At 72.2% G+C, this 17693-nt stretch carries 18 protein-coding genes; 7 read left to right on the top strand and 11 right to left on the bottom strand.

What is annotated here, in order from left to right; all coding sequences use genetic code 11:
• The first annotated feature begins 20 nt into the window (after positions 1–20).
• The 3 genes from AC5R91_RS26715 to AC5R91_RS26705 all read left to right on the top strand — a co-directional run bounded on the left by AC5R91_RS26715 (position 21) and on the right by AC5R91_RS26705 (position 2934).
• Complete coding sequence (locus tag AC5R91_RS26715; RefSeq protein ID WP_495394042.1) at positions 21–752, top strand: DJ-1/PfpI family protein; 732 nt, start codon at positions 21–23, stop codon at positions 750–752.
• Between the two features lie 327 nt (positions 753–1079).
• Positions 1080–2219 (top strand): DUF7507 domain-containing protein, encoded by a 1140-nt coding sequence (locus AC5R91_RS26710; RefSeq protein ID WP_495394041.1) that lies wholly within the window; start codon positions 1080–1082, stop codon positions 2217–2219.
• 115 nt (positions 2220–2334) lie between these two features.
• A complete protein-coding gene (locus tag AC5R91_RS26705; RefSeq protein ID WP_495394040.1) occupies positions 2335–2934 on the top strand; it encodes a class F sortase in 600 nt (199 codons plus the stop codon).
• Between the two features lie 110 nt (positions 2935–3044).
• On the opposite strand, the gene AC5R91_RS26700 is transcribed toward AC5R91_RS26705, so the two are convergent.
• The 3 genes from AC5R91_RS26700 to AC5R91_RS26690 form a co-directional block, all read right to left on the bottom strand.
• On the bottom strand, positions 3045–3299 hold the full coding sequence (locus AC5R91_RS26700) for a hypothetical protein (protein ID WP_495394039.1): 255 nt from the start codon (positions 3297–3299) through the stop codon (positions 3045–3047).
• 7 nt (positions 3300–3306) lie between these two features.
• A complete protein-coding gene (locus AC5R91_RS26695) occupies positions 3307–4551 on the bottom strand; it encodes a DUF2252 domain-containing protein (protein WP_495394038.1) in 1245 nt (414 codons plus the stop codon).
• Between the two features lie 77 nt (positions 4552–4628).
• Positions 4629–4916 (bottom strand): EthD family reductase, encoded by a 288-nt coding sequence (locus AC5R91_RS26690; RefSeq protein WP_495394037.1) that lies wholly within the window; start codon positions 4914–4916, stop codon positions 4629–4631.
• 1 nt (position 4917) lies between these two features.
• Here AC5R91_RS26690 and AC5R91_RS26685 point away from each other — a divergent pair, with 1 nt between their 5' ends.
• Positions 4918–5640 carry a TetR/AcrR family transcriptional regulator gene (locus AC5R91_RS26685; protein WP_495394036.1) on the top strand — a complete coding sequence of 241 codons (723 nt, stop codon included), beginning with the start codon at positions 4918–4920 and terminating at the stop codon, positions 5638–5640.
• A gap of 32 nt (positions 5641–5672) precedes the next feature.
• On the opposite strand, the gene AC5R91_RS26680 is transcribed toward AC5R91_RS26685, so the two are convergent.
• On the bottom strand, positions 5673–6230 hold the full coding sequence (locus AC5R91_RS26680; RefSeq protein ID WP_495394035.1) for a TetR family transcriptional regulator: 558 nt from the start codon (positions 6228–6230) through the stop codon (positions 5673–5675).
• Positions 6231–6368: 138 nt separating this feature from the next.
• Here AC5R91_RS26680 and AC5R91_RS26675 point away from each other — a divergent pair, with 138 nt between their 5' ends.
• On the top strand, positions 6369–7301 hold the full coding sequence (locus tag AC5R91_RS26675; protein WP_495394034.1) for an oxidoreductase: 933 nt from the start codon (positions 6369–6371) through the stop codon (positions 7299–7301).
• A gap of 167 nt (positions 7302–7468) precedes the next feature.
• Here the strand turns inward: AC5R91_RS26675 and AC5R91_RS26670 are convergent, their stop codons facing one another.
• The 3 genes from AC5R91_RS26670 to AC5R91_RS26660 form a co-directional block, all read right to left on the bottom strand.
• On the bottom strand, positions 7469–8503 hold the full coding sequence (locus AC5R91_RS26670; RefSeq protein ID WP_495394033.1) for an alpha/beta hydrolase: 1035 nt from the start codon (positions 8501–8503) through the stop codon (positions 7469–7471).
• A gap of 131 nt (positions 8504–8634) precedes the next feature.
• Positions 8635–9132: an effector-associated domain EAD1-containing protein gene (locus tag AC5R91_RS26665; RefSeq protein WP_495394032.1), complete on the bottom strand. Its 498-nt coding sequence runs from the start codon at positions 9130–9132 to the stop codon at positions 8635–8637.
• Between the two features lie 33 nt (positions 9133–9165).
• Positions 9166–9735, bottom strand: coding sequence for a hypothetical protein (locus AC5R91_RS26660; protein ID WP_495394031.1), 570 nt, complete (start codon positions 9733–9735; stop codon positions 9166–9168).
• A 440-nt stretch (positions 9736–10175) separates the two neighbouring features.
• On the opposite strand from AC5R91_RS26660, the gene AC5R91_RS26655 reads away from it, so the two are divergent.
• Positions 10176–10613 carry an SsgA family sporulation/cell division regulator gene (locus AC5R91_RS26655; RefSeq protein WP_495394030.1) on the top strand — a complete coding sequence of 146 codons (438 nt, stop codon included), beginning with the start codon at positions 10176–10178 and terminating at the stop codon, positions 10611–10613.
• A gap of 189 nt (positions 10614–10802) precedes the next feature.
• Here the strand turns inward: AC5R91_RS26655 and AC5R91_RS26650 are convergent, their stop codons facing one another.
• Positions 10803–11567, bottom strand: coding sequence for an oxidoreductase (locus AC5R91_RS26650; protein ID WP_495394029.1), 765 nt, complete (start codon positions 11565–11567; stop codon positions 10803–10805).
• Between the two features lie 68 nt (positions 11568–11635).
• Between AC5R91_RS26650 and AC5R91_RS26645 the strand changes: the two genes are divergently transcribed.
• Positions 11636–11968, top strand: coding sequence for an ArsR/SmtB family transcription factor (locus tag AC5R91_RS26645; RefSeq protein ID WP_495394028.1), 333 nt, complete (start codon positions 11636–11638; stop codon positions 11966–11968).
• A 71-nt stretch (positions 11969–12039) separates the two neighbouring features.
• Here AC5R91_RS26645 and AC5R91_RS26640 read toward each other — a convergent pair whose 3' ends face one another.
• From AC5R91_RS26640 to AC5R91_RS26630, 3 genes are read right to left on the bottom strand one after another with little or no spacing between them, the layout of a single operon-like run.
• The gene (locus tag AC5R91_RS26640) at positions 12040–13725 is read right to left on the bottom strand and encodes a hypothetical protein (RefSeq protein WP_495394027.1); all 1686 of its coding nucleotides are present in this window, start codon (positions 13723–13725) and stop codon (positions 12040–12042) included.
• A gap of 30 nt (positions 13726–13755) precedes the next feature.
• On the bottom strand, positions 13756–16299 hold the full coding sequence (locus AC5R91_RS26635; protein ID WP_495394026.1) for an FtsX-like permease family protein: 2544 nt from the start codon (positions 16297–16299) through the stop codon (positions 13756–13758).
• Between the two features lie 11 nt (positions 16300–16310).
• A complete protein-coding gene (locus AC5R91_RS26630; RefSeq protein WP_495394025.1) occupies positions 16311–17045 on the bottom strand; it encodes an ABC transporter ATP-binding protein in 735 nt (244 codons plus the stop codon).
• Positions 17046–17693 lie beyond the last annotated feature (648 nt).

The following is a 17693-nucleotide window of genomic DNA, read 5'->3' as shown; positions in this document are numbered from 1 at the left end:
CCGAACCGGAGGAGTTATCGATGACCGATCGCACGGCCGACACGCCCACCCCGCCACGGGCTGCGATGCTGCTGTACCCCGGGCTCACCCTGCTCGATCTGATCGGCCCGCAGACCGCTCTCGCCCCCGTCATGGAGGTGCATCTGGTCTGGCGGACGCTCGACCCGGTCATGTCCGACACCGGCGTCGCGGTGATCCCGACGACGACCCTGGCCGACTGCCCGCCGGACGTCGAGGTCCTGTTCGTCCCCGGCGGGCGGGACCAGGCCGCTGCGGCGGACGAGGACGTCCTCGCCTTCCTCGCCGACCGAGGCTCGCGGGCCCGCTACGTCACCGCCGTCTGCGGAGGCTCGTTGCTCCTCGGCGCCGCCGGACTGCTGCGGGGCTACCGGGCTGCCACCCACTGGGCCGGCCGCGACGCGCTGGCCCTGGTCGGCGCCGAGAACGTCAACGACCGTGTCGTGATCGACCGTAACCGGATCACCGGCGGCGGCGTCACCGCCGGCCTTGACTTCGGCCTCACGCTGCTCGCGCAGATGTTCGGCGACGACGTCGCGAAAATGGCCCAGCTAGCCATGGAATACGACCCGCAGCCGCCCTTCGACTGCGGTTCTCCCGAGAAGGCCGGCCCCGCCCTGACCGAGCTGGTGCGGACCACCACCCGGCAGACCAACGACGACATGATCCGCGTCCTGACCGACCTCGATGGCCGGGGCTGGGGCCGCGAACGGAGCGTCGTCACGGCCGGTTGACCCGCGGGCCGACCCGGTCCGCTCAGGCGAGGGTCCAGATCCGGACGGCGCTGTCCAGACCGCCGCTGGCCAGGGTGCGGCCGTCCGGGGAGCAGGCCACCGACACCGTCACGAGCTCCTCGTCCTCCGACCGCGCCCCGCCAAATCGTCCGATGTCTGCACAGCGCCGACGTCCGTATAACACGGTTGCGCGGGCCGGCCGCTCCTGCGGCCACAGGCCGGACCTGCCCTCGGTCGCACCCCTGGCACCGCCGATTTGACCACGGGCCATGGCCGCGTCATGTTACTCTGAGTAACGTCTCATGACGCCGGGTGGGGGAACGTGCGATGACGAGGCCGTTGATTGGACTCGGCGGGCGCGACAGCGGCCACGACGTCATGATCGGCCGTCGGCCGATCCGTCGTCCCCCGGCCGGCCCGGCGACGCCGAAGGGTCTCCCCGACCGGCCGCTGTCGGCGGCACTGACGACGGCCGTGCTGCTGGCGATGACGGTCGTCCTGCCGGGACTGCCGGCCAGGGCGGACGGCGGCTCGGCGCAGACCACCGTCGGCCTCATCGTTCTTGGAACACCCGCGCTGGCTGCCACCAAGCGCGGCAAAGTGGTGCACGCGGACAAGGACGGCAGGATCGGTCCAGGTGACCGGGTGCACTGGACGATCACGGTCTCGAACACCGGGAACACGGTGGTGTCCGGGGTGACCGTGAACGACCCCAAGGCGGGCCCGGTCCGCTGCCCCGCCACGTCGCTCCTCCCGAAGCAGGCTGTGACCTGCACCGTTCCTGATCACACGATCACGTCCGCGGATGTCGCGGCGGGCGTCATCACCAACGTGGCGAACGCGTCCGCAGCCGCTCAGGGTGGGCAGGTGCTCGCGCCGCCCGCCTTCGCCAGCGTGCCGATCCCGACCGCCAAGCCGGGCGTCGTCTTCCCGCCCCCGCCGTGGCTACCCGGATTCCCTGGCATTCTTCCCCATCACCCCGACTTCGACGGGCCCGACTTCGATCACCCCGGCTTCGAGCACCCCGACTTCGAGCACCCCGACTTCGAGCACCCCGACTTCGAGCACCCCGACTTCAGTGGCCCCGGCCTCGGTGGCCCCGACTTCGGTGGCCCCGGCCTCGGTGGCCCCGGCCTCGGTGGCCCCGCGGCGGGCGGCGCCATCGTGGGCGGCGGCGCGGTGGCAGGCGGTTCCGGCCCTGGTGACAGCTCCGGCACTGGCCCGGGTACCGGGTTCGGCGGCGGCCCGGGCCGGACCGAGCCCGGTTCCTCGGATGGCCATGGTGGTGCGTCACCGGCGCCGGGGGGCCAGCAGGATGCCCATCCGCCGGTGGCGGTGGCGGGGGGGCAGCCCGATGAGCCCGGGCGCAGCGGTCTTGAGCTGGTCGCACTCGGCACGGTCACCGCCGGCTGCGCGCTCGCCGCGCTCGGGGCGCTCGGCGCCCGGCGGACCAGACGCCGGCGTTGAGGCGACCGCCGGTGCAACGCGCCGCCGGGCGGCCGACCACGGTGGGGCACCCCTGACCACGAGACGCCCGGCCGCCTCGCCGTCCGTCCTCGGCGCCCTGGCCCTCGCCGGGATCATGCTGGCCGGGATCGCGCTGGTCGTCCTGGGATGGCCGGCCGCACCTGCCCCTGTGGCCGCCCCCCTGCCCGAGGCGGGCGGGCCGCACCTGCCCGGGCCGTCGCCCGAATCCGGCGGGGCGCACACGGTCCAGATCCCGCGGCACCAGTCCGATCTGCCGGCATCCAGCCTCCGGATCCCGGCGCTCGGTGTCACCGCCAGGATCGGTCGGGCGACCGAGAACAACGGCGTCCTCACTCCGCCGCTGGCGCCGTCCGAGGTCGGGCTGTGGTCCGGTTCGGCCGCGCTGGACGCCGGCTCCGGGGAGGTGACCCTCGTCGGGCACGTGAACTGGCGTGGGATGCCGCCCTTCGCGTTTGGACGGCTGGCCCACCTGCACGCCGGAGACCTCGTCTACACCAGCGACGCAGGCGGGCAGCAGACCGCGTGGCGGGTCAGGCGGGTCTCCGCCCGCGCCAAGGCCGGCGGCGTCGATCCGGCGGCCTTCGCCGGAGCGCAGGGCCCACGACAGCTAGTCCTGATCACCTGTGGCGGGCCGTTCGACGTCCGGGCCCACTCCTATTCCGACAATGTGTACGTGCGTGCCAGCCCCGCGTAAGCGACGACCCCGTCAGCGGGGAGGCTGCTCGCGGCCAGGATGTGGCCGTCGGGGAGTGACAGCACCGGAGAGGCTGCCGTGCATCGCCCATCCAGGCGGCAGTCAGTGGCTCAGAAGGGCAGGACCGACGCGATCGCCTTCCACAGACGCGGGCGTTGGACCCCCTTGTCCAGCGCCCCGTGGGCGGCGTAGTAGGCGGTCGTCTCGGCCCGCAGGCGTCGCTCGCCGGCGCGCCGCGGCCGGGACACCCACCTGACATACAGCTCCCGCACGTCCGCCGGCTGCTCCTCCCAGCCGGCCCAGGCGTCCGCCTGGCTGAGTGCCTCGAACAACTCGTCCGGGAGCGACCGCCGATCGTCCGCCATGTCCCACTCAGCCCACGTCGATGAGCTGGCCGTTGCGGAACATGTCGACGAAGAGCTGGTGGTCACGGTGGACCTGGGCGCCGTAGTCGTGGGCGAAGTCGACCAGCGAGGCGACGAACGCCTTGGCGTCGCGCGAGATCGCGCCGTGGATCGCGTCCTCGGTGGAGAAGCTCACCAGGTCGTGCTCGCTCTCGTCGTCCGCGACGGCGTGCATCCGGGCGGTGGAACGGCCGAGGTCGGCGACCAGGGCGAGCATCTGCTCGGGTTCGTTCACCTCCGACCAGTCCAGGTCCTGCGCGTACGGCGACACCTCGGCGACGAGCTGGCCGACGCCGTCGAGCTCCGTGTGGCCGAGCCAGGAGTCGCTGTGCGCCTGCAACGCGCGCTGCGACAGCGCCGTGCGGTGCCCCTGGTGCCGGAAGTAGTCGGCGATCCGTCTGTCGGGGACGAACCGGCTCAGCGCCGGGACCTGTCCCTGCTTCATGTACAGGACGACGTCGTTGTCCAGCGCCTCCGTCTGCCCCTCGACAAGCAGGCTGTACGACGGCAGACCGGCGCTGCCGATGCCCACCCCGCGGCGCAGCACGACGTCCTTGACGGTCAGCGACACCGGGCGGGTGCGCCGGTCCGGCGGCACCGTGTCCACATAGCGCTCGAACGCGGCGAGGACGCCCGCCTGGGTGGCCTCGTCCACCGGGCTGATGCCGTCGCCCCGGGCGAACCGACGGTCGTGGCCCTCGACCACGGTGAGCTCGTCGAGCAGCCCCACCCTGGTTGAGCGCCGCGCCTGCTGGAGGAACGCGTGGACCACTCCCGAAGTCGTCGCGAGCGTCAGCAGGTCGGACGACGGCGCGTCACCGCCCTCGGCAAGCTCGCGGATCCGGTCGGCGTAGGCGCCCACGCACGCCTCGACGAGCCGGGTGATCACCGCGTCGCTGAGAGCCTTGGCGCGTCCCAGCAGGGCCAGGCTCGCGACGAGGCGCCGCAGGTCCCAGGTGAAGGGGCCGACGTAGGCCTCGTCGAAGTCGTTGACGTTGAACACGAGCACGCCGTTGCTGCTCATGTACGTGCCGAAGTTCTCCGCGTGCAGGTCGCCGTGGATCCAGATCCGGCTGGTCCGCTCGTCCAGGAACGGGTCGTCGAGGGCGTGGACGTCGGCGTAGAACAGCGCCGCCGAACCCCGGTAGAAGGCGAACGGCGTCGCCGCCATCTTGCGGAACTTCCGCCGGAACGCCCCGGGCTCTGCCGCCATCAACTCGCCGAAGGCGGCGGCGAAGACGTCGGCGAGGACCCGGGCGCGCTCGGGGTTGGTGCCGGGCGTCGCCCTGCTCAGCCCGTCACCTCGCTGGTCTGCATCACCGGTGTGATCGTGGTGAAATTCGCGACGTCAGCGACGATCGCCTCCCTGTCGCCGCGGGACATCGCCGCCTGCATCTCCTCCATCGACGCGAACCGGAAGTGCGAGGCGGCGACGTAGGGGCCGTCCAACCCACGGTCGATCTCGACCCCCGAGATGCCCCACGTGGCGCTGGCCAGCGGGATGTGCTTGTCCCGGTAGTAGTCGTGGTCGAACGTCGCGCCCTCGGTCCTCGGGTACAGCACGCTGAACCGGATCATGGTGACCGCCTCCTCACAGTCGCGGCATCCGCCGATCGGGCCGCGCTGGTCCAGTTTCTCCCAGAACGCCCCACCCGCGCGCGCCACCCGCACCCGGCCCGCCGTCACCCGGTCGGCGGGCAGCGCCCGTTACTGCCGGGACGCCAGGTGGGCGAGGATCCCCGCCGGGGCGTCGGGCGCGATGGCCGAGGCGGCGGACGTGTCGGTGACGACGCTGTTCAAGCACTTCCCCGAGGGCAAGGTGGCGCTGCTGTTCGACGAGGACGCCGACCGCGAGGCCGCCCTCGTCGCCGCCGTCCGCGACCGGCCCCCCGGCCAGCCGATCCCCCAGGCCCTGCGCGATCACCTGACCAGCGCCCGGTCGGCCGAGCGCCGGGCCGACCCGCGCCTGCGCGACTTCCACGCCCTGGTCGACGGCACGCCCGAGCTGCGCGAGCACTCCCGCCGGATGTGGCTGCGCCACGAGACCGCACTGGCGGCGGCGATCGCCGAGTCCAGCGGACTGCCCGCGGACGACCCGGCCTGCCTGGCCCTCGCCCGCTTCGCCCTGGAAGCCGCCAACCTCGCCGCCACGCGCACCGGCACCGGCATCGACCCCGCGGCCGAGATCGACACCGCCCCCGAGAGCGGCGGGCACCCCGACACCGCCGCCCTCACGCGGATCTTCGCGTTGCTGGAGCATGGATGGACGGCGCTGGCCGCCTCCCCGCCCGACTCGCGGTGATCCCGCCTCCCAGGCTCGGAGTTACGCGATCGTCAGGTCGGCGGAGGGTTGTCCAGCGCCGTTGAGATGACGGCGAAGGCCTGGTCGGCCAGCGCGGCGGGGTCTTCGGCGCCGTCGCTGTCGCTCCACCGCCGCAACACGGCGTCAAAGGCGATCAGGGCCATTCCGGCGGCCATCTGCGGGTACAGATCGGTCGCCGGATCGAGGTCGAGTCGACGGGCCACCTCCGATGCCAGCTCGTCTCGCCACTGCGCCTGGCGCTCCAGAAAACGGGCGAGCAGTGCGGGCGTGCCCAGGATCAACTGCACCACGCGCAGCGCTCGGTCCCCATGGCCGGCGCAGGCGTCGATGGAGACCCAGACGGTGTGCCGCAGCGCCACCGACGGCGGCTCCTGCGTGGGACGGACCGCCAGTTCCGCACGCATGCCGGTGCCCATCTCCGCCAGGAAATGGACGACGACGTCCTCCTTCGACGCGAAGTACCGGAAGAACGTCCGCTTGGACACGCCCGCGGCGGCCACGATCTCGTCGACCGTGACCTCGTCGAACCCCTGACGGGCCAGCAAGTTCAGCGCGGCCTCGGTCAGCACGTCCGAGACGAGCTGACGCTTGCGCTGGGCCAGGCTCACACCAGGGCGGACGGTCACGCACTCATGGTACGCACCATGCCATTGATGACATCGAGAAGCACTTTGACACTTGGTGCCACCGAGGGCAATGTGTGCCGCATGAAGAGTCGACGAAGCTGGACCGTCGAGCAGATTCCGGATCAGACCAAGCGCGTGGTCGTCGTCACCGGAGCCAACAGCGGCCTCGGCCTCGCGACCACCAGGGCGCTCGCTCACAAGGGCGCGCAGGTGCTCCTGGCTGTCCGCGACGAGGCCAGGGGCCACCGAGCGGTCGCGGAGATCACCGCCGAGCAGCCTGGCGCCCGCCTCGAGGTCCGCCGGCTCGACCTGGCCGATCTGGACTCGGTCCGCGCCTTCGCCGACCGGTTGCGCGCCGAGACCGCGCGCCTGGACGTGCTCATCAACAACGCCGGTGTGATGGCACCGCCCCGGAAGGTCAGCGCACAGGGCCACGAGCTGCAGTTCGCCGTCAACCACCTGGGCCACTTCGCGCTCACCGGCCTGCTGCTCGACCTGCTGGCGAACGGGAACGACCCCCGGGTGGTCACGATGAGTTCGACCAACCACCGGCAGGGCCGCCTCTTCTTCGACGACATCTCCGGCGAGCGCAGGTACTCACCCATGGGTTTTTACAACCAGTCGAAACTCGCCAACGCCGTCTTTGGCTGGGAACTTCACCGGCGGCTGACCGCCGCCGGGAGCCCGGTGCGCAGCGTGCTCGCCCACCCCGGATACACCTCCACGAACCTGCAGAGGAGCGCGCCGGTCGGCATGGTGAAGCTGCTGTTCGGCCGCATTCTCACCCCGCTCGCCCAGTCACCGGACCAGGGTGCGCTGCCCCCTCTGTATGCGGCGACCGCGCCGGATGTGGAAAGCGGGCAGTTCATCGGGCCGGACGGCATCGCCGAGCTGCGCGGGGCACCGAAGCGGGTGCACATCGCCCCAGCGGCCGCTGACGCCGAGATCGGCCACCGACTGTGGGAGTTGTCGGAACGACTGACCGCCGTGCGGTTCGCTCTCCCCGCCGCCTGACGGCAGGTACGGAGTCGCCACGCGCCGTCTACCGCGCGATGCCCGCCATCTCCGACCGAATAACGATTTCCGCGCCGCCCTCCCGGCCGGCACGCTGCCGGCCGGCACGCTGCCGGCCACGGTTCCCGCCAGGCGCGCCGGCCTCGGGAACCGCCGCGCGGGCGCCCCTACGCGCCGATCGCGGAAAGCAGCAGGGGCAGGGAGGCGTGCAGTTCCTGCGTCCAGTAGCTCCAGACGTGGACGCCGGGGCTGTAGAAGTGGGTGGTGAGCAGCGGATCGCCGGTGGCTCCGGGGTGCGCGGCGACGTAGGCGTCGTTGAGCTTCTGGGTGAATGCCTGGCTCTCGGCGTTGACGATCGACTCCGTGTTGGTGGCGCCGGGGTCGGGATCGTTCGGGCCCCTGGTGCCATCCCCGGACGACACGTAGAGCGGGATGGAGGTCAGCTTGTCCGCCAGGTAGTACGGGTCGTGCTGCTGCCAGGTCGCCGCCCCGGACGTGGTCGTCGGGTCGCCCCACAGCTGCCTGACGTCCTTGCCGGCCGACCACACCTGCGTCCTGATGGTCGGGTAGTCGGCGTAGGGGTGGAGGGCGCCGCTGTAGGACGCCACCGCCTTGAAGTCGTCGGGATGCCGGGCCGCGTAGGACACCGCGCCGAACCCACCCATCGACAGGCCGGCGATCGCCCGGTCGGGACCGGCGTGGTAATTGCGTTCGAGCAACTGCCGCAGCTCGACCAGGTGGAACGTCTCCCACTTCTGCGGATCGGCGATCCAGTCGCTGTAGTAGCCGACGTTCCCGCCGTCGGGCATGACGACTATCACGCCGTGTCCGGCGGTCTGGCTTTCGACGTCGGTACTGGTGGTCCAGTCGACGTGGCCGGACGTCCCGCTGCCCGCGCCGTGCAGCAGGTACAGCGTCGGCCAGGTCCGGTCGGCCTGCGGGTCATAGCCGGTCGGCAGCAGGAGCCGCACGATCTCGTTCGCGTTCATGGCCGCCGAATGGACGGTGAGGTCGACCAGTCGCGTGTCGCCCGACGTTGGATAGGTGACACAGGTGACGGACGATCCGTCGTCGCTGGTGGCCCCGAGCGCCGTGCACGTCGCCGCCTGCGCCGGGGAACCCGCGATGGCCAGGCCGACCAGCGCGCTCGCCGCGACCACCGCGGGCAGCGTGATCCACCGTCTCCATCTCCGTGATCTCATGGCCACGACGCTATTGCGAATCCGGCGTACACACCATAAATGGGTTGAGTTTGGACTAATCGGCGTGTGAGAATACAAAGTTCGGCGGATCGCGGTGCAGAGCCGGCGAATCACCGAGTGCGGATCGACCCCTACACTTCTGGCGCGGGGCGCCGGACTCCCAGGGCCGATGCAAGAACGCGGTTCGCGGGAAAGTCATCGAGCGCCGCGCGCAGTATTCGCCGCCGGCCGTCGACCAGGATACCGAAGGTCAACAGGTCACTCAGGCCGCGCCAGAACTCGGCCGCGTCGCCCGCCCATTCCGGCACCCGCTGCAGCGGAAGACCCGCGCGTACCAGCAACCGACCGGCCGACGGCCGCGAACTGTAGATCATAGCCAGCTCAGAGATCTCGACCTCGGACAGTCCCGTTTCGCCGCCCGCACCCTCGGCGTCCGGACCTGCGCCCCGGGCGACGTCCGACGCGCCATGCGGTGTCGCGGCGGGACGCTCAGCCCGAGACTGCTCGGCGCCGACGGACCCCAGGTTCAACTGCGCGCCGAGGAAGCCGCCCCGGTTGTCGAGGGTACCGACATCGCCGAGACTGACGGCGAGGGAGTTGGGCTGCGGATCGTGGCTGTCAGACGCCATCGTCGGATCCCCGTCCTTCGTCGGCTTTCGGTACTACTGATGGTCGCCGTGCTGATGATTGATCGTCGAACCGAGCCGGCCGCCACGGTTATCCAGATGATCGATCCTGCCGACGCTGGTCGTGATGTTATTGTAATAGGTGTTCACCTGGTTCGCCCGTGGGTTCTCGACCGCCTTCGCGATCAGGTCGGCGAGATGGCTGATCGCGACCGGGTCACCGCCGACGACCACCTCCACCGGGACTCCGGCCGCCTCGAGGACGATCGAGTGGAGCGTGTACCCCCGCCCACCCATCATGAATGCCTGGACGACCCCGGCCAGGGCGGCCGGAACGCCGACGACCAGTAGGACCGAGGCCAGCACGAGGATGATGCTGGCCGGAAACGCCAACCCGCGGTTGCCGAGGAACAGCAGATTCACGAAGGCGCCGACGGCCAGCGGCAGATACCACCGCCATTTCGCCAGCAGTGCCGCCCCGAGTCCGCCCTGAAAGCCTATCCTTCGCTCGATTCTGGAGACCCTGGTTATGGTGCTGAGATTGTAGACATCACGATCGATGTACAGGAGGCCGCCCTGAACCGTGATGCCGGTACCCTGGCTCATTCCACCCCCACCTCCCACGCACCCTGGAACTCACGGTCCCGGCAGTTTCGCCCGCTGACGGACTCGCGATGCGCCTGGCGTCAGCATAGTCGCCGCAAGGATCGGAAGTCGCGCGGATTCGGGGATCCCGCCGGAGCCGTCGCCCGTCCATCCGTCATTTCCCGAATGGACGGGAACGGACGTGGCGGCGGCCGCCGACCCGTCCCACCTCGGCATTCTCACCACCTCCCGCTCGACCGTGCCCACCGGCTCAACCAGCCACGACGCGTGACCGGGGCATCCGCGTGCGGACCATGTTCGCCACGGCTGCTCGTCGGCCCATCCGGGACGCGGGCGCACGGAGGTGGCGTCGACGTGTGACGATGGACGGGGATGTCGGGTCGGGTCGGCGGACCGCCGCGTCGTTCGGCGGTCGGCACAGGTGGAAGCGGGAGGGTGGCATGTCACAGCGCCGTCCGCCGGTCGCGAACCCCTTCGAGTCGAAGCTGTCGGCCTTTCTCGTCCAGCCGGACGGCACCCGCGCGCCGTTGCCGGCGGCGCTCCGCTTCGATCGGGCCGATCCGTTTGCCGTCAGCCTGCGGCTGCGGACGAGCACCGTGCAGACGGTCACCTGGACGTTCGCCCGTCAGCTCCTGATCGACGGCGCCCGGCGGCCGACCGGTGTCGGCGCCGTGGAAGTGCGCCCGGCGTTCCACGACGGGACCCGGCTGCTGGTCCTGTCGCTGAAGTCGGCGTCCCGGCACACCGAGGTCCAGCTCCGCCACGAACAGGTCACCGCGTTCATCAACGACACGTTGGCGGCGGTGCCCTCCGGCGAGGAGGGCGACCACGTCGACTGGAACGCCGAACTGGACAGGTTCCACGACGACGGTTCTTGACCGTGCACGACGTTCCCGCCGAATGCGCGAGCACCGTGGGCGCCATGAACGCGCGGGTGCGCCAGAGCGAGTCCGGCCCCGCGGGCGACCCGGCGCGGGTCGAAGCTGGTGTCCGGACGCGGGGCGTGTGGCGCGGTTCCGCGGAACCCCGTGTGGAGTCCGCCGGCGACGCTCAACCGCGCGAGGCGGTCAGACGGTGGGAAGCAGTCCTCCGTCGATCACGTGGTTGGTGCCGGTCAGGTAGCTGGCGGCCGGAGACACGAGGAAGGTGACGAGCGCGGCGACGTCGTCGGCGGTGCCGGGCCGCTGGAGCGGGACGCTGAAGTTGGTCATGAACTGCCGGCGTGCGGTGTCGAGATCGGTGCCGGACTCGTCGGCGAGGACCTGCAGCCGGGTGGCGAGGGCGGAGGTCTCGATCACGCCGGGCGAGACCAGGTTGACCCGCACGTTGCTGCGGCCGACCTCGTTGGCGAGCCCCTTGCTGTAGGTGGCCAGCGCGGCCTTCGCCGAGGCGTACGCGAGCGCGGCCGGTTGCGGCAGTCGGGCCGCGTTGGAGCCGATGTGCACGATGGCGCCGCCACCGGCAGCGATCATGCCTGGCACGACCGCCCGGTCCAGCCGGACAGCCGACAGCAGGCTCCCGTTCAGGTCGGTGAGCCAGTCGGCGTCGGCCATCGCCAGGACGCCGCCGGGAACGCGGGTCTGGCTGGCCGCGTTGTCGACGAGGATGTCGATGCCGCCGAGGTGGTCGGCCGCCTCGGCCGCGAGCTGCCGGGGGCCGTCCGCGGTGGCGACGTCAGCCGCTACGAAGTGGCCGGGTCCGTCGTAGTCGCCACGGGATCGAGCTGACACGACGACGCGGGCGCCGGCGTCGCTGAGGTGCCGGGCGATGGCCGCACCAATCCCGCGCGTGCCGCCGGTGACGAGAGCCCTGGACTCTGGAAGGTCGTTCATACGAGGTTCCTTCATCGATGGTCGAATCATCGATAATCGTCGATGATAGGTGAGCGTAGCATCGGCGGATGCGTCGCGTCGTGCATCCCCCCGCCGACCAGATCAACCTGCCCGGTGTGCTGTCGGCGCTGGGGGACCCGATCCGGCTCGAGATCGTGAAGGTGCTCAGCGACGGGCAGGAGCATCTCCAGCCGGATTTCGTCGTGCCGGTCGGGCAGTCGACGCTGAGCCACCACATGAAGACCCTGCGCGATGCCGGCATCGTCTTCAGTCGACCCGAGGGCACGCGCTGCTTCGTGTCTCTGCGTGCCGACCTCGAGCAGATGTTCCCCGGGCTCCTGGAGGCGGTTCTCCGGTCAACCCGTCCATCGGCGGCGGAGCGGGCTCGAGCCGACGGTTAGCTCCATCCCCGGCGCCTCTCCGTCCCCTGGCGCCTCTCCGTCCCCCGGCGCCGCCTATCCCCCGGCGTCTCCTATCCCCTTGCATCTCCTAGACCGGCGTGGAACCGCAGCACCTGGGCTCGATGATCGCCGAGGATCGGGCGGGCAGCTTCGATCAGGCCGGCGAGCTCGGCGGCGCGCTCGCGGCTCGGCGCGCGGAACGTCGTGGCCGCGTCCCTGACCAGCCACGCGGTCACGTCGGCCCGCGAGCTGGCACGCAGCCGTTCGTCGGCGTCGCCGAGCAGTCTCAGGTTGGTGGCCAGGCGCTGCCAGGCATCCCCGGCGATCAGCAGCCGGTAACCGGCCAGCCGCAGGGACGGCGCGTTGCCGGCGTCGAGCAGCTCCGCCAGGACGGCCGGTGCGACGGCGCCGACCTGACCCCGCAGAGACGCCACCGCCTGGCGGGCGACCGCGGGCGACTCGTCCCGCAGCATCGGCACCAGCTCGGCTGGCCGAGTGACCCCGAGGCGCCGCAGCGCGCGGATCGCCTCCGCCCGGACGCGGGCCCGTGGATGCGCCAGCCATCGTGCGACGACGTCGGCGTCGTCAGCCACGCCGGTCTCCCCGAGCCCCGCGACGACCCCGAGCTCCCCGGTGACCTCGAGCCCCGCGACGACCCCGAGCTCCGGCACCTGCCGCGCGGCGAGCCGGCGGTAGTGCTCGGCCGGATCCGCACCGGCCCGGCGCACCGTCGCCTGGGCGATGCCCCGCACAAGCGGATGCCGATCGGCCAACGCCGCCTCGGCCACGTCGAGGTCACCGGTCACGTCGAGGTCACCGGTCACGTCGAGGTCACCGGTCACGTCGAGGTCACCGGTCACGATCAGCGCCTGCAGCGCCTCGGCCCGGACCAGGGCGGTGCGGCTGGCCAGCATCGCGTGCAGGTGCGCCGGACCGGCCGCGGCCCGGACCGCGGCCCGGGCGCACATCGTTCGGATCGGCAGGTCACCCTCCCTGATCGCCGCCGTCGTCAGCCGGTCCAGGCTCAACTGGCCGGCGGCGATCGCGGCGCGGTATGCGGCCCGCCGCGTTCCGCGGTCCCGGGCCGACAGCAGCGGGTCCAGCCGCTGCGCCGGCAGGTCCCGCAGCACCTGGTCGACCCGCTGCGCCAACCAGCCGCCCGCACTCCGTCCGCGCAGCGCGAACGCCAGCTCCGCCAGCGTGCTCAGCGCCGGCCCGCCCGGCGGCGACGGCCAACCCTCGACGACCGACCGCGCCCGGCTCCGCACCTCGGCCACCCAGTCGCAGGCACGAAGCGCGAGCACCGCGACCGCGGCCGGGTGTTCGCGGTCGGCCAGGCGGACGACCGCCGCCTCGCGGATCCGCCCGTCATGGTGGCAGCCGGCCACGACCAGCCGCAGCTCATCCACCTCGCCGTCGGCCAGGTCCGCCGCGAGGCGCCGCGACCAGATCGGCGCCCACCACCACCGCTGCCGCAACGCCTGGTCCACCGCCGACCACCACGGTGCCCCGGCCGTGCCGAGCGCGGTCACGACCGCCGCCCGCAGGGCCGGGTCGCCGTCGCGGGCCACGATCAGCAGCGCGGTCGCGAACTCCGCCGGGCCGACGCTCGGGTCGGCTCCCCCGGCCGCGGCAAGGACCCGCTCGGTCGTCGCGAGTTCCGGCAGATGATCCTGCTCGCCCCACCCGTCGGAGGCGGCGGCGACGGCGGGGCGGCGCAGCCACCGCCGCAACCGCCTACCCATCCTCGGGGCCACCGGTGCGCCTCCTTGCCCGGCAGGCGGCCGTCACCGTCCCGTTCCCGCGGTCTGGACGGGTGGGGTGCGCAGGACGGCGCGGGCGGGAAGCAGGCTGCCGGCCATGGCCAGGAGCAGGCCCGAGCCCAGCAGAACGGCGGCCCACTGCGGTGGCACGTACGGCGTGCCGGTCCCGCTGATGCCCCGGCTGAAGGGCACCAGCGTGACGGCGATGATGGCGGCGCCGACTACGAGGGCGATGGCGGTGATGAGGACGGCCTCCCAGCGCACCATGCGCAGCACCTGGTGGCGGGTGGCGCCGGTCAGTCGCAGGGTGGCGAACTCCCGGCCGCGTTCCAGGGTGGCCATGGCCAGAGTGTTGACGACGGCGATCGCGGCGAACGCGAGGAGCAGGGCGACCAGGAGGTAGTTGGTCCAGGCACCGAGGTCCTCCTGCTGCTGATCGGCGCTGCCGAGGGCGGCGCTCCCGAGGGCGGCACGGTCGCGGACGTGCAGCCCGGGCTGGGCGGCGGCCAGCGCCCGCCGGTCGAGGTGGGCCCCGGGTGCGGTGTCGACCAGGACGGTCTGGATCAGGGGGCTGGTGGTGTGGGTGGAGACGACCGCGTATGGCAGCAGGTAGTCGCCGAAACCGATGCTGCGCCGGTAAACGGCGACCAGGCGCAGGTCGCGTCGGGTGCCGTCGCCGAGCCACAGCCGGACCGTGCGGCCCACGTGTTTGCCGTGGGCCCGGTCGGCGCTCAGGGCGACGGTGTCGCCGCGCAGGTCGGCCAGTGAGCCGGCGGTGACGTCAAGGTCGAGCAGGCCGGAGGTGCCACCGGGGGTGCCAGGGGCGCCGCCGAAGGTGATGGCCTGGGCGGCGTAGCCATCCGATCCGCCGGTGACGACGGTGGTGGGGGTGAGGCCGGCCGCCGCGGTGACGCCGGGGGTGGCGCGGACGGTGTCGACGAAGCCGGCCGGCAGTCCCTGCCGGGTGGTCAACGCCTGGTCGGCCAGGACGCGGTCGCGGCCCTGCACCTCGCCGGCGTGGGAGCGGCTGGTCTGGAGAAACAGCAGTGTTCCGCCCAGCGCGGTGCACAGCACGAGAGGGGTGAACACCGCGGTGACCCGGCGGGTGTGGGCCCTGCTGTTGGCCACGGCGAGGAAGCCGGAGGTGCGGGACAGTCCGCGGATGAAGGGGCCGAGCAGGGCGAGGGCCAGGCGGGCCACCAGCGGTCCGAGCAGGCCGGCGGCGAACAGGTGGAGCAGGACGGCTCCGGCGGCGATGGCGGTGAGCACGCCGCCGGTGAGGAAACGGGTCGTGGCGACCACCGCGATCCCGCCCGCCGCGCACAGCAGCCCGAGCAGGAACCGGCCGAAGCCGAGGCGGGCAGGCGGCGCGGAGGCTTCGGACAGGGCCTGCGCCGGGCGCAGGCGACCCGCGCGCAGCCCGCTTACCAGGACGGCGAGCTGCGCGGTGAGCACGGTGGCGCCCGCGGCGACGAGCAGCGGGATCCATCCGACGTCCAGGCGCATCGCCGCGGGCGCCACCCCGTGGTCGACCAGGACGGCGCGCAGGACCCAGGCCAGCGCGGCGCCGCCCACCAGGCCGGGCAGGCAGGCGAGCAGGCCGAGTACCAGGGTCTCCCCGCCGACCAGGCGGCGGATCTGGCGTCCGGTGGCGCCGACGGCCCGCAGCAGGGCCAGTTCGCGCCGGCGCTGCTGCACCGACAACGCCAGGGTGCCGGCGAGGACGAACAGTGCGACCGCCATCGAGATGCCGCCGAAGGTCGCGCTGAGCGCGACGACGTTCTCCAGGGCGCTGTCCACGTCGAGGAACTCGGCGGTGCCCCGGCCGTCGCCGGTGCGCACCGACAGCGGCAGGCCCCGCACGGCCCGGCGGACCGCCTTGGCCACGGCTGCGGAGTCGGCATCGGGGGCGGGATAGACGCCGAGGACGTCCACCAGGCCGGCGGTGAGGCGGTTCGCCTCGGCGTCGGCGACGAAGACGGCGGGCCCCGGATCGGCGCTGTGGGGAGCGGCGACGCCGACGACGGTGTAACCGCCTGCTACCCGGTCGGTGGCGGCCACGGTCACCCGGCTTCCGGGGGCGAGATGCGCGGAGCGGGCGAGGCGGCTGTCGACCACCACCTCCCCGGGGCTGGCCGGTGCGCGTCCCTTCGTCAACCGGTAGGGGGTGAGCCGAGCGCTGCCCCAGCCGTGCAACTGCACGATGTCGGGGGTGGAGACTTCGGTTCCGTCGGCGGCCAGTCCGACGGGCAGCGAGACATCCGCGACCACCTGCCCCACGCCGGGGACGGCACGCAGCCGCTCGGCGAGGTCCGCCGCGGGGCGCACCCGCTCCGGCAGGGCCACGTGCTCGGTGTTCTTCCCGTCCCCCGAGCCGTAGGTGAACGCCAGTGACTGCCTGCCCGCGACCACCAGGGGAACGTCCCGGTAACGCTCGGTCGGCGGATGAGAGGTGAGCGCGGACTGGAACAACAGCCCACACGCGGTGATCAGCGCACAGGTGCACACCAGCGCGATGAACGAGCCGAGGAAGGCGGACCTGCGCGTCCGCAGGGTCCGCAGCGCCAACCAGAGCACCGTCACCCCCCGAGCCCGAGCAGGCGCCGGGCCACCGCCTCCGCCGACGGGTGGGGCACGGTGTCCACGATGCGACCGTCGGAGAGGAACACGACCTCGTCGGCGTATTCGGCCGCGCCGGCGTCGTGGGTGACCATCACCACGCTCTGGCCGTAGTCGTCGACCGCCTCCCGCAGCAGGCTCAGCACTCCCCGCCCGGACTCGATGTCCAGCGCCCCGGTGGGCTCGTCGGCGAACACGATCTCCGGACGGGTGACCAGCGCCCGGGCGATGGCCACCCGCTGCTGCTGCCCGCCGGACAGCGCGGCTGGGCGGTGCCGTACCCGCTCCTGCAGGCCGGTGCGCGCCACCACCTCACGCACCCAGGCGCGGTCGGCGCGGGTTCCGGACAGCCGGAAGGGCAGCGTGATGTTCTCCAGCGCCGTCAACGATTCGACGAGGTTGAACGCCTGGAAGACGAATCCCATCTCCCGGCGCCGCAGTTCGGTCAGCGCCGGCTCCGGCATCCGCGCGAGATCGTGTCCCGCCAGCCACACCGACCCCGAGGTGGGACGGTCCAGCCCGGCGGCACACTGCAGCAGCGTGCTCTTACCGGAACCGGAGGGGCCCATCACCGCGGTGAACGCACCGCGCCTGAAGCCAATGCTGACGCCCCGCAGCGCCGTCACCCCGGCCAGACCACCGCCATAGGACTTGACGACCCGCTCCAGCCCAACCACATCCGCGTCACCGTGCATGACCCATATCTTCCTACCCACAGCGACTGCCCGCGTACGATCTCGGCCACCTCGCGGGTACTGCATGACCGAGCCCGTGGCGGGCGGGTACTACGTGGCGCCGCAGCCCGACGGCGGCTGGATGCTCGGTGGCCTCGGCACCGCCCGCATCCTCGGCTGAACCACCCGCGCGGACATCACCACTGCCACCGCCGCGTTCAACCTCCGCGCCTTCCTGACCAATCAGGACAGATCCCGATGGGGCCGGAGCCCTGACGGTGACAGCAAGCCGCTCGGCTGACATACCTGACACCCGACAAGGGGTCTCGCGGAAGCGAAGCGTTCGTCACGGGCCGGCTGGGGTGGCGGCCATCCCGGGCACCGGCACAGTGGATGGCCGGCTCAACCCGACCTGACCTGAGCCTCGCCGCGGTTCCGCGGAACCGCGGACCCGGCCGGCGGCCCCGCGACCGATCGGGCAGTCATGCCGGCCCGACTCGACGCCGGCCCCCGACTCGATACCGGCCCCCGACTCGACGCCGGCCCCCGACTCGATGCCGGCCGCAGAGCAGGCGTCGAATTTTCGTCCGGGCGCCGTGTCGATCGGCTGCTGTGCCGTTCGACCTGATGGTGAGAGGGTCGGGAGGCGACCCGTGCTCGAGGAGGTCA

It is taken from the genome of Frankia sp. BMG5.60, assembly GCF_059428125.1.
This window is presented reverse-complemented; position numbering and strand designations above follow the sequence as displayed.